Consider the following 19,153-nt stretch of genomic DNA (forward strand, 5'->3'; position numbering starts at 1 on the left):
GGAGCCGCTCAGTAGCGGTAGTGGTCCGGCTTGTAGGGTCCCTGCGGCGCGACGCCGATGTAGTCGGCCTGGTCGGGACGCAGCGTCGTGAGGTGCGCGCCGATCCGCTCGAGATGCAGGCGCGCGACTTCCTCGTCCAGCGCCTTCGGCAGGACATAGACCTTGTTTTCGTAACGGCCGTCGTTGCCGAACAGCTCGATCTGGGCCAGCACCTGGTTGGTGAAGCTCGCCGACATCACGAAGCTCGGGTGGCCGTGGGCACAGCCCAGGTTCACGAGGCGGCCTTCGGCCAGCAGGATGATGCGCTTGCCGTCGGGGAAGATCACGTGGTCTACCTGGGGCTTGATGTTGTCCCACTCGTACTTCTTCAGGCCGGCGACATCGATCTCGTTGTCGAAGTGCCCGATGTTGCACACGATCGCCTGGTTCTTCATCCGCAGCATGTGGTCGTGGGTGATGACGTGGTAATTGCCGGTCGCGGTGACGAAAATGTCCACCTTGTCCACGACGTCGTCCAGCGTGACCACCCGGTAGCCTTCCATGCTCGCCTGCAGCGCGCAGATCGGGTCGATCTCGGTCACCCACACGGTCGCGCCGAGGCCGCGCAGCGACTGGGCGCAGCCCTTGCCGACGTCGCCGTAGCCGGCGATCAGCGCGACCTTGCCGGCGATCATCACGTCGGTGGCGCGCTTGATGCCGTCGACCAGCGATTCACGGCAGCCGTAGAGGTTGTCGAACTTGCTCTTGGTGACCGAGTCGTTGACGTTGATGGCGGGGAACGGCAGGCGGCCTTCCTTTTCCATCTGGTAGAGCCGGTGCACGCCCGTGGTGGTTTCCTCGGTGACGCCCCGGATGCTCTCCTGGGCCTTCGTGTACCAGCCGGGGCGCGATTCGATGCGGCGCTTGATGGCCTTGAACAGCGCGACTTCCTCTTCGCTGGAGGGATTGTCGAGCAGCGATGGATCGCTTTCGGCGCGGGCGCCGAGCGTCACCGCGAGGGTCGCGTCGCCGCCGTCGTCGAGAATCATGTTCGGCAGGCCGCCGTCGCCCCACTCGAGAATGCGATGGGTGAATTCCCAGTACTCGTCCAGCGTCTCCCCCTTGAAGGCGTAGACCGGCACGCCGGCCTTGGCGATGGCGGCGGCGGCGTGGTCCTGGGTGGAGTAGATGTTGCAGGAGGCCCAGCGCACGTCGGCGCCGAGCTCGACCAGCGTCTCGATCAGCACCGCCGTCTGCACCGTCATGTGCAGGCTGCCGGCGATGCGGGCGCCCTTCAGCGGCTTGTCCTGGCCGTGCTTGGCGCGCAGGGCCATGAGCCCCGGCATCTCGGTCTCGGCAATGGCGAGTTCCTTGCGGCCCCAGTCGGCGAGGCCGATGTCGGCGACGTGGTAGTCGGGCTTAAGGGGCTGTGCGGTCTGGCTGCTCATGGTTTGCTCCGGGTTCTGTTCGACGTTGCTGGTTGCTTTCGCGCGAAACTCACGCTTCGTTTCGCAACAGCTCGGCTTTGTTCGTCTGTTCCCACGTGAACGCGGGGTTGCTGCGACCGAAATGGCCGTAGGCCGCGGTCGCCTGGTAGATCGGCCGGATCAGGTCCAGCTCCATGATGATGCCGTAAGGCGTCAGGTCGAAATGCGCCCGCACCAGTTCCGTGAGGCGCTGGTTGGACACCTTGCCGGTGCCGAAGGTCTCGACCGTGATCGAGGTCGGCTCGGCCACGCCGATGGCGTAGGAAATCTGGATTTCGCAACGCTCGGCGAGCCCTGCGGCGACGATGTTCTTCGCCACCCAGCGCGCCGCGTAGGCCGCCGAGCGGTCCACCTTCGAGGGGTCCTTGCCGGAGAATGCGCCGCCGCCGTGGCGGGCCATCCCGCCGTAGGTGTCGACGATGATCTTGCGCCCCGTCAGGCCGCAGTCCCCCAGCGGGCCGCCGATGACGAAGGAGCCGGTCGGGTTGATGTGGAAGCGCTTGCAGGAGTCCAGCCACTCGGCCGGGATCACCGGCTGGATGATGACCTCCATCACCGCTTCCTCGAGCTCCTTGCGGCCGATGTCGGGGGCATGCTGCGTGGACAGCACGATGGCATCGATGCCGACGGGACGGTTGCCCTCGTAGCGGAAGGTGATCTGGCTCTTGGCGTCCGGGCGCAGCCACGGCAGCGTACCGTTCTTGCGCTCGATGGCCTGGCGCTCCACCAGCTTGTGGGCGTAGTAGATCGGCGCCGGCATGAGCGACTCGGTCTCGCTGGTGGCATAGCCGAACATCAGCCCCTGGTCTCCGGCGCCCTGGGAGCGGGGGTCGGTGCGGTCCACGCCCTGCGCGATGTTCGGCGACTGCTTGCCGATGGCGTTGAGCACGGCGCAGGTGGCGCCGTCGAAGCCCAGCTCGGAACTGTTGTAGCCGATGTCGAGAATGGTGCGGCGGGTGATTTCCTCGAGATCCACCCAGGCGGTGGTCGTCACCTCGCCCGCGATGATCGCCATGCCTGTCTTGACCATGGTCTCCACGGCCACGCGGGCCCTGGGGTCTTCGTTGAGGATGGCGTCGAGGACGGCATCGGAGACCTGGTCGGCGATCTTGTCCGGGTGTCCTTCGGAGACGGATTCCGAAGTGAACAGGAAATCATTGGCCATGGGTTACGTTCCGTGTTGGGGCAGAAAAAAGAGCGGTAGTATAGCCGTTTCCGGCCCCCAGGAACCCGGCGGGGGTCACAGGCTTGCCGCTGCGGCGTGATTCGGCGAACATGCAGGGTTTACCCTTCACGCGATTTTCCGGAGCCGAGATGCCCTCGCGCAGAGATCTCGCAAACGCCATTCGTGCGTTGAGCATGGATGCCGTCCAGCAAGCCAATTCGGGGCATCCCGGCATGCCGATGGGCATGGCGGACATTGCCGAAGTCCTGTGGAACGACTACCTGCGACATAATCCCGGCAATCCGCGCTGGCCGGACCGGGACCGCTTCGTCGTCTCCAACGGCCACGGCTCGATGCTGCTGTACGCGACCCTGCACCTGGCCGGCTACCCGCTGGGGATGGACGAGATCCGCAACTTCCGGCAGCTCGGCGCCCGCACGGCGGGCCACCCGGAATACGACCCCGAGATCGGCATCGAGACCACCACCGGTCCGCTGGGCCAGGGGCTCGCCAACGCAGTGGGGATGGCCGTAGCCGAGCGCGCCCTGGCGGCGTCGTTCAATCGGCCGGGTTTCGACATCATCGATCACCATACCTGGGTCTTCGCGGGCGACGGCTGCCTGATGGAAGGCATTTCCCACGAGGCGTGCTCGCTCGCGGGGACGCTGGGCCTCGGCAAGCTGGTGGTGTTCTACGACGACAACGGCATTTCCATCGACGGCGAGGTGGAAGGCTGGTTCACCGACGACACGCCGGCGCGGTTTGCGGCCTATGGCTGGCACGTGGTGCCGGCGGTCGACGGCCACGATCCCGCGGCGATCAGGGCCGCCATCGAGGCGGCGCGCGCCGAGACCGGCCGGCCGACGCTGATCTGCTGCCGCACCGTGATCGGCTGGGGATCGCCCAACAAGCAGGGCACCGAGGCCACCCACGGCGCGGCGCTCGGCCCGGAGGAGGTCGCGCAGACCCGGGAGAACATCGGCTGGCCGCACGCGCCGTTCGTGATACCCGACGAGATTCGCGCCGGGTGGGATGCGCGGGAGCGCGGTGCCGCGCTGGAAGAGGCCTGGCAGCAACGGCTCGAAGCTTACGGGCGCGAGTATCCGGCGGAGCACGCGGAACTGACCCGGCGCCTGGCCGGCGAGTTGCCGGCGGACTGGGATAAGGCGGCCGACGAGGTCGTCGCGGCGCTCGCGGCGAGCGGCGCCAAGGTAGCCACCCGCAAGGCCTCCGAGCAGTCGCTGGACGGCTTCGGTCCGCTGTTGCCCGAGCTGATCGGCGGCTCCGCCGACCTGAGCGGGTCCAACAACACGTTTTTCAAGGGCAGCGTGCGCATCGCCGCGGGCGGCTTCGCCGGCAATTACCTGCATTTCGGGGTACGCGAGTTCGGCATGACGGCGATGCTCAGCGGGTTGTCCCTGCACGGCGGCTTCCGGCCCTACGGCGGCACCTTCCTGGTGTTCTCCGACTACGCCCGCAATGCCGTGCGCATGGCCGCGTTGATGCACCAGCCGGTGACGCTCGTGTACACCCATGACTCGATCGGTCTCGGCGAGGACGGCCCGACCCACCAGCCGATCGAGCACCTCGCCAGCCTGCGCCTGATCCCGGGGCTGCGGGTGTGGCGTCCGTGCGACGTCGCGGAGACCGCGGTCGCGTGGCGCGATGCGCTCGAAAGCGCGTCGCACCCGACGGTGCTCGCCCTGTCGCGCCAGAACCTGCCTGCGCAAAGCCGCGATGCGGCGACGCTCGCGGCCATCGGCCGCGGCGGCTACGTACTGCATGAGCCGGAGAGCCCCCCCGTCGCGCTGCTGATCGCCACGGGATCCGAAGTGGAACTGGCGATGCAGGCGGCGACGTTGCTCGCCAAGGAAGGGATCGCCGTGCGCGTGGTCTCCATGCCCTGCATCGATCTTTTCCGCGCGCAGGATGCGGCATGGCGCGATGCGGTCCTGCCGCCGTCGATCACGGCCCGGCTCGCAGTGGAGGCCGGGGTGCCGGACAGCTGGTATCCCTTCGTCGGTCCGGCCGGCGACATCGTGGCGATGGACCGCTTCGGCGAGTCCGCGCCGGCGTCGGCCCTGTTCGAGCATTTCGGCTTCACGCCGGAAGCCGTCGCCGGACGGCTCCGCAAGCTACTCTAGTTTCACGCAGTTTCATTTCGCGCTCCGGCCGCGGGCCGGAGACGGCAGTCAAGGAGAACAGCAATGGCGATCAAGGTTGGCATCAACGGTTACGGGCGCATCGGCAGGAACATCCTCCGGGCCCTCTACGAATACGATCGCACGGGCGAGATTTCCATCGTCGCGATCAACGACCTCGGGGACGCGCAGACCAACGCCCACCTGACCCGCTACGACACGGCCCACGGCAGGTTCAACGGCCAGGTCGAGGTCGATGGCGACAGCCTGGTGGTCAACGGTGACCGCATCCGGGTGCTCGCGGAGCGCAATCCGGCCAACCTGCCCTGGAAGGAACTCGGCGTGGAGGTCGTGCTCGAATGCACCGGCCTGTTCACGAGCAAGGAAAAAGCATCGGCGCACCTGCAGGCGGGTGCGAAGAAGGTCATCATCTCGGCGCCCGGCGGCAAGGACGTGGACGCCACGATCGTCTATGGCGTCAACCATGAGACACTCAAGGCCAGCGACGAGGTCATCTCGAACGCTTCCTGCACCACGAATTGCCTGGCGCCGCTGGTCCAGCCGCTGCACCAGGCCATCGGCGTGGTGAGCGGCCTGATGACGACGATCCATGCCTACACCAACGACCAGGTGCTGACCGACGTCTACCATTCCGACCTGCGCCGCGCCCGTGCCGCGGCGATGTCGATGATCCCGACGAAGACCGGCGCCGCCGCGGCCGTGGGCCTGGTGCTGCCCGAGATCGCGGGCAAGCTCGACGGTTTCGCCATTCGCGTGCCGACCATCAATGTCTCGATGGTGGACCTGACGTTCCAGGCTGCGCGCGACACGAACCGGGAAGAAATCGACGACGTGCTCGAAAAGGCGTCGCAGGGCCGGCTGAAGAACATCCTCGGCTTCAATCGCGAGCCGCTGGTGTCGATCGACTTCAACCACGACCCGCGCTCGTCGATCTACGAGGCGTCGCTGACCCGCGTCATCGACAACCGCCTGGTCAAGCTGTGCGCCTGGTACGACAACGAGTGGGGGTTCTCCAATCGCATGCTCGACACCACGCTGGCGCTCGTCAACGCGAAATAGGGCGCCGACGTGCAAGTCATCCGCATGCAGAACCTGGACCTGGAAGGCCGGCGGGTATTGTTGCGGGAGGACCTGAACGTCCCGCTCGAGAACGGCCGGGTGAGCAGCGACGCCCGCATCCGCGCGGCCTTGCCCACCATTCGTCTCGCGCTGGACAAGGGCGCCGCAGTGATGGTGATGTCGCATCTCGGGCGGCCGGCCGAGGGCGACTTCGATCCCCATTTCTCGCTGGCGCCCGTGGCGACACGGCTTGCCGAGCTGCTGCCGGGACCGGTGCGGCTGGAGCGTGACTGGCTGGACGGCGTCGAGCTCTCGCCCGGCGAGGTCGTGCTGTGCGAGAACGTGCGCTTCAACGCCGGAGAGAAACGGGACGACGAGGGACTCGCCAGGCGCATGGCCGCGCTGTGCGACGTGTTCGTGATGGATGCATTCGGCACGGCGCACCGCGCCCAGGCCAGCACCCACGGCGTGGCGCGGTACGCCCCGGTCGCCTGCGCGGGGCCGTTGCTGGTCGACGAGCTCGAGGCACTCGGCCGGGCCCTGCATGAGCCCGCTCGCCCGCTCGTGGCCATCGTCGGCGGTTCCAAGGTGTCGACGAAGCTGAGTGTGCTCGACACGCTGCTCGACAAGGTCGACCAGCTGATCGTGGGAGGCGGGATCGCGAACAACTTCATCGCAGCCGCCGGCCACCCGGTGGGCAAATCGCTGTATGAGCCCGAACTGGTCGAGGAAACGCGCGGCCTCGTGGCCAAGGCCGCGGCGCGTGGCGCCGCCGTGCCCCTGCCCATCGACGTCGTTGTGGCGGGGGGGCTGGAATCGCACCACGGCGCGCGGACATTGCCGGTCTCCGAGGTCGGCGAGGCCGACATGATTCTCGACGTCGGCCCCGACACGTCTGCCGCCTATGCCGCGGTCCTGGCGCAGGCAGGCACGATCGTCTGGAACGGCCCGGTAGGGGTTTTCGAGGACGACCGGTTCGCTGCGGGCACGCGGGCGCTGGCCGAGGCCGTCGCCGCCAGCAAGGCGTACTCCATCGCGGGCGGCGGGGACACGCTGGCGGCGCTGGATGCTTTCGGCCTGGCCGACAAGGTGTCTTACGTGTCCACGGGCGGCGGCGCTTTTCTCGAGTTCCTCGAGGGACGCACCTTGCCTGCGGTGGCCATGCTCGAAGCGCGGGCGCGCGGTTAGGCCCGGCCCTTGGCCAAGCGCACCAAGATCGTCGCGACGCTCGGTCCGGCCACGGATGCGCCTGGTGTGCTCGAGGCGCTCCTGCGGGCCGGCGTCGACGTCGTGCGCATCAATTTCTCGCATGGCAGCAACGTGGAGCGCAGGCGACGCATCGAAGCCATCCGCGCGGCCGCGGCGCGGGTCGGCCGGGACGTGGCGATACTCGGCGACCTGCAGGGGCCGAAGATTCGCGTGGAGTGTTTCCGTGGCGGTTCCGTGGAACTGCGCGAAGGCGATCTTTTCGCCCTCGACGCCTCGCTTGCGCCCGACGCCGGCGACGAGCACGCGGTCGGGCTTGCGTACAAGGCCCTGCCCGCGGATGTCCGTCCCGGCGACGTGCTGCTGCTCAACGACGGGGCGATCACCCTGGAAGTCGAGCAGGTCGCTGGGCCGCGTGTCTCATGCCGGGTGCGCGCCGGTGGCATCCTGTCGGATCACAAGGGCATCAATCGTCTCGGCGGCGGGCTCTCGGCCGGGGCGCTGACGGACAAGGACCGCGAGGATATTCGTACCGCGGCCGAGCTGGGAGTCGATTTCCTCGCGGTATCTTTTCCGCGCGATGCCGCAGACATGGAAGAGACCCGCAGCCTGCTGCATGCCGCCGGCGGGCGGGCGCTGCTGGTGGCGAAGATCGAGCGCGCGGAGGCCGTGGAAAACATCGCGGAGATCGTGCGCGCCAGCGACGTCGTGATGGTCGCGCGCGGCGACCTCGGCGTGGAGATCGGCTTCGCCGAGGTGCCCGGCGTGCAGAAGAACATCATCCGCGTGGCCCGCGCCATGAACCGGGTGGTGATCACCGCGACGCAGATGATGGAATCCATGATCCACGAGCAGATTCCGACGCGCGCCGAGGTGTCCGACGTCGCCAACGCCGTCATCGACGGCACGGACGCCGTCATGCTGTCCGGCGAGACGGCCATCGGCCGCTATCCCGTGAAGGCGGTGGAGGCCATGGCCAGCGCCTGCGTGGCGGCGGAAAAGCAGCGCGCGACCTCGATTTCGCATCACCGCATGGACGATGTGTTCGAGCGTATCGACGAGGCGATCGCGATGGCGACCATGTATGTCGCGAACCATCTCGATGTAAAAGCGATCGTCGCCCTGACGGAGTCCGGGAGCACGGCCTTGTGGATGTCGCGCATCCGTTCGGGGATCCCGATCCATGCCTTCAGCCGCAGCGAGAGCACCCGGCGCCGCGTGGCGATGTATCGCGGCGTCTATCCCGTGAGTTTCGATGTGCTGGCGGAGCCGGACGGCAGTTTTGCCGCCATCTGCCGGACGCTCATCGCCCGCGGGATTGCCGCGGTCGGGGATCGCATCCTGCTCACCGAGGGCCATGAGGCCGGCGTCGCGGGGGGCACCAACACGATGAAGATTCTCACCGTCGAGGCGCCGGCCTAGCCGCAGGGCCCGGTCCTTTCCTGGTGGGTGGCCTTCCCGGGCCTAGATCGGGATCAGTTCCTTCTCGCGTTCCGCGGCCCGCGTCAGCGCGGTGACCGCCGCCTGCGGCGTGGGGAACACCTGGCCGGGCGCCATGTGCTCGAAGATTCGGGTACGGCGCAGGCGGTCCAGCACCGGGCCCTTCACGTCGGCGAGATGGATGGTGACGCCCGACTCCCGCAGCGTGTCGATCGCCACCTGCAGCACTTTCAACGCGCTGGAATCGACGAAGCCCACGCCGCTCATCACCAGCACCAGGTGTTGCACCCCGGGGCGTTTCTGGAACTCCCGCGTCAGCATGTCCTGCACATGGCCGACGTTGGCGAAGTAGAGATTTTCGTCTACACGCACGAGCAGGATGTCCGGCCAGGTCTCCACCTTGTGGCGCTCGATGCTGCGGAACTCGGTGGAGTGCGGCAGTCGTCCGACGATGGCGATGTTGGGATGTCCGGTGCGCCACAGGTACAGGAGCACCGACAGCAGCACGCCCATCACGAGTCCGGCCTCGACGCCATAGGCGAGCACCCCGAGGAAGGTGACGAGGTTGGAGGCTCCGTCCGCCTTGCTGTAGCGCCAGGTCTCGGGGATCGACCGCAGGTCGACCAGCCCGGCGACGGCGACGATAATGACCGCCGCGAGCACGGCCTTCGGCAGGCCGCTGAAGGCCGGCGTGAAGAGCAGCAGCGTGGCGGCGGTGAACAGCGCCAGGAATATGGAGGCGAGCTGGCTGTGGGCGCCGGAATTGAAATTCACCATGCTGCGGCTGAAGCTGCCCGCGACGGGCAGGGCGCCGGAGAGGGCGGAGCCGACGTTGGCGCTGCCCAGCGCGAGCAGTTCCTGGTCGGCATCGATCGACTGGCGTCGCCGGCCCGCCAGGTACTTGCTGATGCTCACGCTCTCGACGAACACGATGATGCTGATCAGCGCGGCCGATGGCAGCAGCGCGATCCATGCGCCGGCGCCGGGCATGGTGATGTCCAGCACGGGTGGACGCGCGCTGATCTCGCCGACCACCGGCACGCGCTCCAGCCCCAGGCCCCATACGGCGATAGCCCCGAGCACCAGCACCAGCACCGGGGAGAAACGCGCGAACATGACGTGGCGCCGCCGGCCGCCGCGCACCGTGCCGATCGTCAGCAGCAGGAAGCCGAGTGCGACGCCGCCGAGGACGAGGGTCTGGGGATTCAGAATCGCGGCCCGGCCGCCGAGGTAGGCGAGCATTTCGTGTGGCTGCAGGCCCGAGGGCAACTCGATGCCGGCGAAGTGACGCAGCTGGTCGGCCATGATGACGATGGCCGCGCCGCTGGAAAAACCGGTCAGCACGGGCTGGCTGAGCAGGTTGGCAAACACGCCGAGCTTGATGATGCCCATGGCGAGCAGGATCAGGCCCGACAAGGCGGACAGGATGACCGCGCCCGCGACCGGGTCGATGCCCGCCCCGGCACCCGCCATGGCGGCGGCCACCATGATCGCCGCGATCGACGTCGGGCCGATGGAAAGGTCGCGGCTGGTGCCGAGCAGGGCGTAGAGCACCGCCGGCAGAATCGATGCGTACAGGCCGACGACCGGCGGCAGACCCGCGATCATCGCGTAGGCCAGGCCCTGGGGCACGAGCAACACGGTCGTGATGGCGCCGGCAAAAATATCCGCCGCCAGGTCCTTCCGGGTGGTCAGGCGCACCCAGTGGACGATGGGAAAAAATTTCAGGATTCCGGAGGGCACGGGCGGCAGCCTGGCAAGTGCAGGCATGCACGATAGTTAAACGCGCGGCGGGGGGTCAAGCGCGATGCCGCGGAAAGGCGTCCCGGGGTGCGCCACACCGAGTCCGTGCCGGGCCGCGGCGGGGTTGAATCAGCCCCCGCCGCTGAGCGCGACGATGTCGCTCAGGACTTCCTCCGAGTGCTTGTTCACATCGACCTTCTCGTAGTGGCGCGCCACGACGCCGTCCGGCGAAATGAGAAAAGTCTGGCGGCTGGCGAGCTTGACGAGCCCGAAGTTGCGCAATACGCCGTATCGCTCGGCGGTGGCGCCGCCAGTGTCTGCAAGCAGCGTGAAGGGCAGGCCGTGCTTGGCGGCAAACGCCTCGTGTGTCTCGACGTCATCCAGGCTGATGCCGACGATTTCCGCGCCGTTGTTGCGGAAGGCGAAGATGTTGTCGCGGAACTCGCAAGCCTGCGTCGTGCAGCCGGGCGTATCGTCTTTCGGATAGAAGTACAGCACCAGCCACTTGCCGCTGTAATCCGCCAGGCGGCGGACCTCCCCTTCCTGGTCGGGCAACGCGAAATCCGGGGCCGGCGATCCCTCGGCCGGCGAACCCTGCGCCACGGGCGATACGAGCGTCGCGCAAAGCAGCAGCGCAAGGGCGAAAGACGGCAGTCGGTTCATGATCTTGTCCTGTTTCGAAGGAGCAGGTACGAGGTTTCGCGCGACGCGATGCTACGGATTCCGCGAACCCGGCGCCATCGCACTCCTGGCCAGCCGTTCCAGCCCGGTGTGCCGCACCGTCACGCCGGGAAACTCGTCCTGGAAACGTTCGGCGAGGCGTTCGGCCAGGTACACGGAGCGGTGGCGTCCGCCGGTGCAGCCGATCGCCACGGTCAGGTAACTGCGGTTCGCCGCTTCGATGTGGCCCAGCCAGGTGCCCAGGAACCGCGTGATGTCATCCAGGTAGGCCTGGACTTCGGCGCGGGCCGCGAGGAAATCGACCACGCCGGCCTCGCGCCCGGTCAGGGCGCGCAGGGCCGGTTCCCAGTAGGGATTCGGCAGGAAGCGGGCATCGAAGACGAAGTCCGCGTCCTTGGGAATGCCCTGGCGGAAGCCGAAGGACTCGAACTGCAGCGAGACCTGGTTGCGCGGTTGCTTTGCCACCCGGTCGCGCACCAGGTCGCGGAGCTCGTGGACGCTCATCGTGCTCGTGTCCAGCACGAAGTCCGCCGACTCGGCCAGCGGTGCGAGCAGGTTCTGTTCGAAGCGGATCGCTTCGGCCAGCGTCCGGTCGCCGTCGTCGTCGGGGGTGTGGGGATGCCGGCGCCGCGTATCCAGGTAGCGTTGGACGAGCACGGGCTCGGAGGCATGCAGGAACACCAGCTGGCAGTGGATCCCCCGTTCGCGCAGATCGGCCAGGAGCCTGCGGGTCACCGGCAGGTCCTCGGGGCGGGGCCGCGTATCCAGGCCGATGGCCAGCCGGTTGAACTTGGCATCGTCGCCTTCGACCAGTTCGGTGACCACCATCGAGAGGATCCGCGCCGGCACGTTGTCGAGCGTGTACCACTCGAGATCCTCGAGCATGGCCAGCGCAACGCTTTTGCCGGAACCCGACAGGCCGCTGACGATCACGAGTTCCATCGTCAGCGCCCGCTGGTCATGACGCGGCGGCCCGTCGCGCAGGGTCCGGCGCGGTCAGCAGTTCGTAGATCGCCCGGCTCGAAGTGGCGCCCCGCAGGGCGGTCGCCAGCGTGCGGTCGGCAAACGCGGTCGCCACCAGCGAGACTTCCTCGTGATGGCAGCCGGCATTGTCCGCCGGCGCAGGCACGAGCAGGCCGAAGATCAGGTCGACGGGTTCGCGGTCGGGCATGTCGAAATCCACCGGGCGCGACAGCTTCAGGAAAGCCCCGATCGGCTCTTCGAGATCGGGCAGCCGTCCATGGGGGATCGCGATGCCGTTCTCGATGGCCGTGCAACCGAGTTTTTCCCGCTTGATGAGGCTCTGGAACACATCGCCCTGGTCGATATCGGTCGCGGAGGACAGCAGTTCGCTGAGCACGTCCAGCGCGTGTTTCTTGCTGCGGGCTTCGACGTTGCAGAGCACGCGGCCGGGCAGCAGGAGGGATTGGAAGGTCATGGGGGCACCGGGGTGGAGGGGGCGTGGACTCAGGCGCTGCGCGGGCGCCCGGCCCCGTTGTGGTGATCCGTCAGCTTGTCCTTGTGGCGACGAACCTGGCGGTCGAGGCGGTCGATCATGCCGTCGATCGCGGCATACATGTCTTCTTCCACCGCGGCCGCATGCAGGGTGTCGCCCGCGACGCGCAGCGTGGCTTCGGCCTGGTGACGGAGCTTCTCGACGGTGAGGACGCAATGGACATCGATCAGGTTGTCAAAATGCCGGACGACCTTGTCCATCTTGCTATGCACGTAATCGCGCAACGGCTCGGTGATATCGACGTGGTGACCGGTCAAGTTGATCTGCATGATGGACTCCTTCGGAGTGTTGGAACCGTCCTGGACGGCGGCTCTTGTTTCAATCCTATTCTAGTGGCTGGCTTGCTACGCTGGCTAGGGAGGGTTTTTCGCCGTGGAAAGCGGTTTTCGACCTAGCGGATGGTCACGCGCCGGCGTTCGTTCGATGACGGAAATCCCATGGATTCCCGATACTTGGCGACTGTGCGGCGCGCCACTTCGATACCTTCCTGCACGAGTGCACGGGTGAGGGCGCTGTCGGACAGGGGCTTGGCGGGGTCCTCTTCGGCAATGAGCTTGCGGATCCGGGCACGGATGGCCGTGGACGAAATGCTCTCCCCGTCGCTGCCGGATACCTGGCTGGAGAAGAAGTACCTGAATTCGTAGACCCCCCGCGGCGTATGCATATATTTGCCGGTCGTGGCGCGGGACACGGTCGATTCGTGCAGCTCGAGCGCGTCGGCGATCTCGCGCAGCACCAGGGGCCGCATGCCTTCCTCGCCACGTTCGAGGAATTGTTCCTGGTGGGAGACGATGGCGCGCGCCACGCGGATGAGCGTCTCGTTGCGGATTTCCAGGCTCTTCACCAGCCAGCGGGCTTCCTGCAGCTGGGTCCGCAGCGTCGAATACTCGCCCCCCCGGCCCAGGCTGCCCGCATAGGCTGCGTTCACCCGGAGCCGGGGGGCGATGGCCGGGTTGACGTCGACCCGCCAGCCCGACTCGTCGCGCCGCACAAAAACGTCCGGGACGATGTACTCCGGCGGACGGGTGTCGGCCGCGCCGCCGGGGCGCGGGTTGAGCGAGCGCAGCAAGGCCACTGCATGTTCGAGCTGTTCCACGCTGCACCCAAGGCGCCGGCGTATGGTTGCGTAATCCTGCTCACCGAGCTCCACGAGGCATTCGGAGGCCAGGCGGCGCACCAGTTCCAGGTCCGGGGTGTCCGGTGCGAACGGCGCGAGCTGCAGCAACAGGCACTCCGAGAGGTCGCGCGCGCCGACGCCGAGCGGGTCGAAGCGTTGCACACAGGCCAGCACGCGCTCGACCTCGTCCACGTCGGTGACCAGTTCGGGCGCGAGATTGGTGCAGATGTCCTCGAGGCTTTCCGTCAGGTAACCGTCGTCGTCGATCGCATCGACCAGCATCGTGGCGATGTATTTCCGGTCGCCCTCGGGGAAGGCGACATCCAGCTGTGCGATCAGGTGGTCGCGCAGGGAGCTGCCGCTGACGTCAGCGTAATCCCGCTGGTCTTCGCCGTCGCCGCGACCCTGCCCCGAGCCGCTGTAACCCGAGCCGAAATCCGACACGTCGGCGTAGGACACATCGTCATCGAACCGTTCCGGCGTGTCCGTGCCGCTCTCGGCGGACTGCGCCGCAGGCGTTTCCCGCAATGCATCCGAGGGCGTTTTCTGCTCGCCCTTGGCCGGGGCCAGTTCCAGGCCGTCGTCCATCTCGAGCATGACATTCTTCTCGAGCGCCTCGCGGAGTTCGGCCTGCAGATCGAGCACCGGCAGCTGCAGCAGCCGGATGGCCATCTGCAGCTGGGGCGTGAGCGTCAGCTGCTGGCCGAGTTTGAGTTGTAGCGATTGCTTCATCATCGAACGGTCATCACAGGCGGAAGTGCTCGCCGAGGTAGACCTCGCGAACCTGCCGGTTGGCCAGTATCTCATCTGCAGTGCCGGACGCGATGACCTCGCCGGCGTTGAGGATGAAAGCGCGGCCGCAAATACCGAGTGTTTCCCGCACGTTATGATCCGTGATCAGCACACCGATGCCCCGGTCGCGCAGCTGCCCGATGATGCGCTGGATGTCGATGACGGAGATCGGGTCGACGCCGGCGAACGGCTCGTCCAGCAGGATGAAAGCGGGCTCGGCGGCCAGCGCGCGGGCAATCTCGACCCGGCGGCGCTCACCCCCGGAAAGGCTCAGGCCCTTGCCGTCGCGGATATGGCCGATATTGAGTTCCTCGAGCAGCTCTTCCAGTGCCTGTCGCCGACCGAGCGTGTCGAGGTCCTTGCGTGTCTGGAGCACGCCGAGCACGTTCTGTTCCACCGTCAGCCCACGAAACACCGAGGCCTCCTGGGGCAGGTAGCCGACGCCGAGGCGCGCCCGGCGATGCATCGGCAAGGCCGTGAGTTCGGTGTCGTCGAGCAGGATGCGGCCGCTGTCGCAGGGCACGAGCCCGACGATCATGTAAAACGCCGTGGTCTTCCCGGCGCCATTCGGCCCGAGCAGTCCCACCACCTCGCCGCTCGAGATGGACAGCGACAGGTCGCGCACCACCTGCCGCGAGCGATAGCGCTTGGAGATGCCCTCGGCGCGCAGCGTTCTCATGGCGCACTCGTCCCGTCGGGCGGCGGTTCGTCGGGCGGCGGTTCGTCGGGATCCCCGGACGCCTCGCCGGGAACATCGTCGCCCGGCGTTTCCTCCGCGTCGCCCGGCGGCGTGATGATGATCCGGACGCGTTCGCTGCCTTCATCGTCGGCGCTGGCGATGAGCCGGTCTTCGGCGATGCGGTAGAGCAATCGGCCACCGCTGACTTCGCGCAGGCCGTCCCGCAACGCCGCCTGCCCCGACAGCTCCAGGATGCCTTCGGAGAGGTCGTAGGTGATGCGATTGGCCGTACCCCGCACCACCCGCGGCTCAGGCTCGGGCAGCGTTCGCGTGAAGCGTGCCGGCGCGCCTTCGGCGGTGGCCGCAGCGAGACGATGATCTATGAAGCTCGCCGTGGCGCGCTCCGATTCGATTTCGCCCATCGGGCTGCTGATACGGACGTCGCCGCGGAACAGCCAGCTGCCGTCGGAAAAGTCGAGATCGCGCGATTCCGCGACGTCGGCCGAGATCACCATGTCGCCCTGCTGAATGCGCACTTGCTGGAATACCAGGCGCTCGTTGCGGCGATCGAAGTCCGACGAGGCCGCTTCGAGATTGATTTCCTCCTGCTGGGCGAGCGCGGCAGGCACGCCGAACACCGCCAGCGCGGCTGCCAGCGTTGCCGCGAGGGCGCCCGCGGGCGTCGGCGCGATGGGCCGGCGGCGGGAATCAGGGGAGGAAGCGACCATGGACCTCGGATTGTAACTGCAGCCGCTCCTCCAGCAAGTAAGCGACCATGCCGACGGCCGTGACCTGCTGCGGCCCGACCGTCAGTTCCACCGGGGCGTCGGTGCGCGCGATGTTGGCGGGGATGTCGATCCGCAGCCGCTCGGTGGTCAGCGATGTCGAGTCGTGGTCGCTGGACTCGCTGAGCACATTGACGCCGCCGAAGAGCTGCAGCTGGTCCTGGTCCGCGGACAGCACGCCTTCCGGCGCGGTCAGCAGCCACGGATTCGGGGAGTAGACGTTGTACTCCACCCGGACGTCGTTCAGCAGGGTCGGTCCGTCGAGAGAACGCTGACGGATTTCCTGCGCGATCAGGCGGTACTGCGGCAGGCCGTCAGGGCCCGCAGTCGTTATCTGCGCTTCGGTCATGTAGAAGCCGTCGCCGGCCGGAGTCTCCTCGATCTGGGCGGGCGCCTCCGTGAAGCGCTGGTTGAGCCACCATGCACCCATGGCCAGGCCGGCGAGCAGCACGAACCAGATCCGTCCGCCGCCGCGCACCTCAGCGCGCCCCGAGCAGGAATTCGCAGAACTCCCGCACGGCGCCGCGGCCGCCCGGCTGCGTCGCGACCCAGGTGCTGGCGGCGCGCACCTCGGCGTGCGCATCCGCAACGGAGCCCGGCAGCCCGACCATGCGCATGGCGCCGAGATCCGGCGTGTCATCGCCGAGATAGGCGGTATGCAGCGGCTCGATACCGAGCTCATCGAGCAGTTGCGACAGGACCGTTCCCTTGTCTTCGCGGCCCTGGATGACGCGCGTCACGCCCAGTTCCGCCATGCGCTGGTCGACTGCGGGCGAGGCGCGGCCGGAAATGATGGCGACCTCGATGCCGGCGCGCAGCAGGCCCTTGACGCCGACACCGTCGCGCACGCTGAAGGCCTTGTACTCGACGCCGTCGCTGCCGATCCAGATCCGCCCGTCCGTGAATACGCCGTCGACATCGAACACCACGAGGCGGATCCCGGCGGCGATTGCGTGCGGTGCGGCCATCACATCACGCCTGCCTGGAGCAGGTCATGCACGTTGAAGGCGCCGACCAGCCGGTCGTCGTCATCCACCACCAGCAGGGCGGTGATCGCGTAGGTCTCCATCAGGCGGACCGCCTCGGCCGCCAGCATGTCGCCGTGCACCGTCTTCACGTTGCGGGTCATCACGGCCTCGATGGGCGTGGTCGTCAGTTCCCGCCGGGTGTCCAGCGTGCGGCGCAGGTCGCCGTCGGTGTAGATGCCGAGGACGCGGTCCTCCCCGTCCACCACGGCGGTCATGCCGAGCCCCTTGCTCGAGACTTCGAACAGGCCCTCCGAAACCATCAGGCCGGGCGCAACCCGCGGCACGCGATCACCCGTGCGCATGATGTCCCGCACGTGGAGCAACAGGCGCCGTCCGAGCTGGCCGCCGGGATGCGAGAAGGCGAAGTCCTCGCGAGTGAAGCCCCGGCTGTGCAGCAGGGCGACGGCGAGGGCATCGCCCATGGCGAGGGTGGCGGTCGTGCTCGCGGTGGGCGCGAGGTTGAGGGGGCAGGCCTCTTTCGCCACCCCGACATCGAGGTGGGCGTCCGCGGCACCGGCCAGCGTCGAATCGGGCCGCCCCGTCATGGCGATCAGCGGCACGCCCAGGCGCTTGATCAGGGGCAGGATGGTGAGGATCTCGGGGGTCTCGCCCGAATTGGAGATGGCGAGCACGACATCCGTCGCCGTGATCATGCCGAGGTCCCCGTGACTGGCTTCGCCCGGGTGGACGAAAAACGCCGGCGTGCCGGTGCTGGCGAGGGTCGCCGCGATCTTGCCCGCCACGTGGCCCGACTTGCCCATGCCGGTCACGACCACCCGCCCGGGGCAGGCGAGGCAATGGCGACACGCCGCGAGAAACGCATCCCCGACGCGTTCCCGCAGCGCGAGCACGGCGTCGGCCTCGATGTCGAGCACTTCCCTTGCGAGCCGCCGCAATGCTTCGTCGTCCGGCCTGCCGTCGTCCTGCATCGGGTTCACCTTGTGAGGATCCACACGTGGTAAGAGATGAACGCGCCCACGAGCATGGCGCCTTCGATCCGGCCTATGCGGCTGTTACCCCCGAAATTGTATGTCATCAGGAACAGCGCGAGCGTCATGCCGATCATGACCGGCAGGTGCATGGTCAGCAGTTCCCGGTCGAACACCGCGGGATGGATGATTCCGGCCACGCCCACCACGGCGAGGCTGTTGAACAGGTTGGAGCCGATGATATTGCCGATGGCCATGTCGTGCTCGCCCTTGAACGCGCTGACGAGCGATACCGCGAGTTCCGGCAGGCTGGTGCCGATCGCCACGACCGTCAGGCCGATGACCAGTTCCGAGACGCCGAAGGTGACCGCCAGGTTCTGTGCGCCCCAGACGAGCAGGTTGGCCCCGGCGAGCAGGGTCAGCAGGCCGACGACGAGCCAGACGATCGCCTTGCGCATCGGGACGTCGCCGGGGATTTCCGAAGCGTAGTCGAGCGCGATCGGGTCGGATTCTCCGGAGCGGCTGCCGATCACCACCAGCCAGTAGAGCACCAGCACCAGCGTGATCAGCAGCAGGGTGCCTTCGACCCGCCCGAGGCGGAGATTGATGAAGGTCATGGTGAGGATGAGCGTGACGGCGAGCAGGGTGGGCATCTCGCGGCGCAGCGTCACCGAGCGCACCGAGATGGGCATGACCAGCGCGGTCATGCCCAGGACGAGGCCGATATTCGCGATATTCGAGCCGATCGCGTTGCCGGCCGCCAGCGCGGGATCGCCGCGCAGCGAGGCCGCGACCGAGACGAAGATCTCGGGGCCGCTGGTCGCCATCCCGACCAGCGTGAGCCCGATCAGCAGGGGCGACAGGCCCATGTTGCGCGCGGTGCTTGCGGCGCCCACGACGAAACGGTCGGCACCCCACATCAACAACACGAAACCGGCGAGCGTCGCGACGGAATAGGTCAACATGGGGTGGCAGGGTCCGGGCGGGTGGCAGACGGGCTTGGCGGAACATGATACACGGCGGCGATTCCTTGCCCAGCCTCGCCGCCCGGTCGCTCGCGCGGCGATGTCACGCGCGCCGCCATCCGGTAAACTCGCAACCTCGTCGGCCGGGCGACCCGTCCCGGCGCCAAGCGGAAAAAAGATGAATACCGAAGATATCGCAAGCCTGATCCGGCAGGGCCTCGCCGTGACCACCGTCGAGGTCGAGTCGGAGGACAACACCCATTTCGCCGCCCTGGTCGTCTCCGAGGATTTCGACGGCCTGCGCCCCCTGCAGCGGCACCAGCTGGTGTACCGGGCCCTGGGCGACAAGATGGGCGGCGAGATCCACGCATTGTCGATCCGCGCGCTGACGCCGGCGGAACTCGCCGCCGGCGCCTGAGC

At 67.5% G+C, this 19,153-nt stretch carries 19 protein-coding genes; 5 read left to right on the forward strand and 14 right to left on the reverse strand.

Annotated features, from left to right (window positions below; genetic code table 11):
- Positions 1–8 precede the first annotated feature (8 nt).
- Complete coding sequence (gene ahcY / locus G6032_RS02260) at positions 9–1,427, reverse strand: adenosylhomocysteinase (RefSeq protein WP_165280508.1); 1,419 nt, start codon at positions 1,425–1,427, stop codon at positions 9–11.
- 49 nt (positions 1,428–1,476) lie between these two features.
- Entirely contained in the window at positions 1,477–2,631 is a 1,155-nt protein-coding gene (metK, locus tag G6032_RS02265) for a methionine adenosyltransferase (protein WP_165280509.1), read from the reverse strand.
- 149 nt (positions 2,632–2,780) lie between these two features.
- Between metK and tkt the strand changes: the two genes are divergently transcribed.
- The 4 genes from tkt (at position 2,781) to pyk (ending at position 8,480) form a co-directional block, all read left to right on the forward strand.
- Positions 2,781–4,775, forward strand: a complete 1,995-nt coding sequence (tkt, locus tag G6032_RS02270; protein ID WP_165280510.1) for a transketolase — start codon at positions 2,781–2,783, stop codon at positions 4,773–4,775.
- Positions 4,776–4,838: 63 nt separating this feature from the next.
- The gene (gap, locus tag G6032_RS02275; RefSeq protein ID WP_165280511.1) at positions 4,839–5,852 is read left to right on the forward strand and encodes a type I glyceraldehyde-3-phosphate dehydrogenase; all 1,014 of its coding nucleotides are present in this window, start codon (positions 4,839–4,841) and stop codon (positions 5,850–5,852) included.
- A 9-nt stretch (positions 5,853–5,861) separates the two neighbouring features.
- Positions 5,862–7,040 carry a phosphoglycerate kinase gene (locus G6032_RS02280; protein ID WP_165280512.1) on the forward strand — a complete coding sequence of 393 codons (1,179 nt, stop codon included), beginning with the start codon at positions 5,862–5,864 and terminating at the stop codon, positions 7,038–7,040.
- Positions 7,041–7,049: 9 nt separating this feature from the next.
- Positions 7,050–8,480 carry a pyruvate kinase gene (gene pyk, locus G6032_RS02285; protein WP_165280513.1) on the forward strand — a complete coding sequence of 477 codons (1,431 nt, stop codon included), beginning with the start codon at positions 7,050–7,052 and terminating at the stop codon, positions 8,478–8,480.
- Between the two features lie 42 nt (positions 8,481–8,522).
- Here the strand turns inward: pyk and sulP are convergent, their stop codons facing one another.
- The 12 genes from sulP to G6032_RS02345 all read right to left on the reverse strand — a co-directional run bounded on the left by sulP (position 8,523) and on the right by G6032_RS02345 (position 18,733).
- The gene (gene sulP / locus G6032_RS02290; protein WP_165280514.1) at positions 8,523–10,241 is read right to left on the reverse strand and encodes a sulfate permease; all 1,719 of its coding nucleotides are present in this window, start codon (positions 10,239–10,241) and stop codon (positions 8,523–8,525) included.
- Between the two features lie 129 nt (positions 10,242–10,370).
- Entirely contained in the window at positions 10,371–10,904 is a 534-nt protein-coding gene (locus G6032_RS02295; protein ID WP_165280515.1) for a peroxiredoxin, read from the reverse strand.
- Positions 10,905–10,955: 51 nt separating this feature from the next.
- On the reverse strand, positions 10,956–11,864 hold the full coding sequence (gene rapZ, locus G6032_RS02300; RefSeq protein ID WP_165280516.1) for an RNase adapter RapZ: 909 nt from the start codon (positions 11,862–11,864) through the stop codon (positions 10,956–10,958).
- Positions 11,865–11,880: 16 nt separating this feature from the next.
- Entirely contained in the window at positions 11,881–12,360 is a 480-nt protein-coding gene (locus G6032_RS02305; protein ID WP_165280517.1) for a PTS sugar transporter subunit IIA, read from the reverse strand.
- Positions 12,361–12,389: 29 nt separating this feature from the next.
- Entirely contained in the window at positions 12,390–12,707 is a 318-nt protein-coding gene (raiA, locus tag G6032_RS02310) for a ribosome-associated translation inhibitor RaiA (RefSeq protein WP_165280518.1), read from the reverse strand.
- A gap of 122 nt (positions 12,708–12,829) precedes the next feature.
- On the reverse strand, positions 12,830–14,290 hold the full coding sequence (locus G6032_RS02315) for an RNA polymerase factor sigma-54 (RefSeq protein WP_165280519.1): 1,461 nt from the start codon (positions 14,288–14,290) through the stop codon (positions 12,830–12,832).
- Between the two features lie 10 nt (positions 14,291–14,300).
- Positions 14,301–15,026, reverse strand: a complete 726-nt coding sequence (gene lptB, locus G6032_RS02320) for an LPS export ABC transporter ATP-binding protein (RefSeq protein ID WP_165280520.1) — start codon at positions 15,024–15,026, stop codon at positions 14,301–14,303.
- Entirely contained in the window at positions 15,023–15,754 is a 732-nt protein-coding gene (locus G6032_RS02325) for an LptA/OstA family protein (protein ID WP_165280521.1), read from the reverse strand. The genes lptB and G6032_RS02325 overlap by 4 nt, the downstream gene beginning before the upstream one ends.
- Positions 15,735–16,289 carry an LPS export ABC transporter periplasmic protein LptC gene (gene lptC, locus G6032_RS02330; protein WP_165280522.1) on the reverse strand — a complete coding sequence of 185 codons (555 nt, stop codon included), beginning with the start codon at positions 16,287–16,289 and terminating at the stop codon, positions 15,735–15,737. Before lptC ends, G6032_RS02325 begins: the two co-directional genes overlap by 20 nt.
- Position 16,290: 1 nt before the next feature.
- Positions 16,291–16,779, reverse strand: coding sequence for an HAD-IIIA family hydrolase (locus G6032_RS02335; RefSeq protein ID WP_165280523.1), 489 nt, complete (start codon positions 16,777–16,779; stop codon positions 16,291–16,293).
- On the reverse strand, positions 16,779–17,768 hold the full coding sequence (locus G6032_RS02340; protein WP_165280594.1) for a KpsF/GutQ family sugar-phosphate isomerase: 990 nt from the start codon (positions 17,766–17,768) through the stop codon (positions 16,779–16,781). Before G6032_RS02340 ends, G6032_RS02335 begins: the two co-directional genes overlap by 1 nt.
- Before the next feature lie 5 nt (positions 17,769–17,773).
- Positions 17,774–18,733 (reverse strand): calcium/sodium antiporter, encoded by a 960-nt coding sequence (locus G6032_RS02345; protein ID WP_165280524.1) that lies wholly within the window; start codon positions 18,731–18,733, stop codon positions 17,774–17,776.
- Positions 18,734–18,911: 178 nt separating this feature from the next.
- Here G6032_RS02345 and G6032_RS02350 point away from each other — a divergent pair, with 178 nt between their 5' ends.
- Positions 18,912–19,151 carry a BolA family protein gene (locus tag G6032_RS02350; protein ID WP_165280525.1) on the forward strand — a complete coding sequence of 80 codons (240 nt, stop codon included), beginning with the start codon at positions 18,912–18,914 and terminating at the stop codon, positions 19,149–19,151.
- Positions 19,152–19,153 lie beyond the last annotated feature (2 nt).

The sequence above is a fragment of the Wenzhouxiangella sp. XN24 genome (assembly GCF_011064545.1).
GTDB lineage: Bacteria > Pseudomonadota > Gammaproteobacteria > Steroidobacterales > XN24 > XN24.

Bases quoted from the DNA above. Each gene is read 5' to 3' on its own strand.
- ahcY (WP_165280508.1), bottom strand. From the start codon at position 1,427: ATGAGCAGCCAGACCGCACAGCCCCTTAAGCCCGACTACCACGTCGCC.
- metK (WP_165280509.1), bottom strand. From the start codon at position 2,631: ATGGCCAATGATTTCCTGTTCACTTCGGAATCCGTCTCCGAAGGACAC.
- tkt (WP_165280510.1), top strand. From the start codon at position 2,781: ATGCCCTCGCGCAGAGATCTCGCAAACGCCATTCGTGCGTTGAGCATG.
- gap (WP_165280511.1), top strand. From the start codon at position 4,839: ATGGCGATCAAGGTTGGCATCAACGGTTACGGGCGCATCGGCAGGAAC.
- G6032_RS02295 (WP_165280515.1), bottom strand. From the start codon at position 10,904: ATGAACCGACTGCCGTCTTTCGCCCTTGCGCTGCTGCTTTGCGCGACG.
- rapZ (WP_165280516.1), bottom strand. From the start codon at position 11,864: ATGGAACTCGTGATCGTCAGCGGCCTGTCGGGTTCCGGCAAAAGCGTT.
- G6032_RS02305 (WP_165280517.1), bottom strand. From the start codon at position 12,360: ATGACCTTCCAATCCCTCCTGCTGCCCGGCCGCGTGCTCTGCAACGTC.
- raiA (WP_165280518.1), bottom strand. From the start codon at position 12,707: ATGCAGATCAACTTGACCGGTCACCACGTCGATATCACCGAGCCGTTG.
- G6032_RS02315 (WP_165280519.1), bottom strand. From the start codon at position 14,290: ATGATGAAGCAATCGCTACAACTCAAACTCGGCCAGCAGCTGACGCTC.
- lptB (WP_165280520.1), bottom strand. From the start codon at position 15,026: ATGAGAACGCTGCGCGCCGAGGGCATCTCCAAGCGCTATCGCTCGCGG.
- G6032_RS02325 (WP_165280521.1), bottom strand. From the start codon at position 15,754: ATGGTCGCTTCCTCCCCTGATTCCCGCCGCCGGCCCATCGCGCCGACG.
- G6032_RS02335 (WP_165280523.1), bottom strand. From the start codon at position 16,779: ATGGCCGCACCGCACGCAATCGCCGCCGGGATCCGCCTCGTGGTGTTC.
- G6032_RS02340 (WP_165280594.1), bottom strand. From the start codon at position 17,768: ATGCAGGACGACGGCAGGCCGGACGACGAAGCATTGCGGCGGCTCGCA.
- G6032_RS02345 (WP_165280524.1), bottom strand. From the start codon at position 18,733: ATGTTGACCTATTCCGTCGCGACGCTCGCCGGTTTCGTGTTGTTGATG.
- G6032_RS02350 (WP_165280525.1), top strand. From the start codon at position 18,912: ATGAATACCGAAGATATCGCAAGCCTGATCCGGCAGGGCCTCGCCGTG.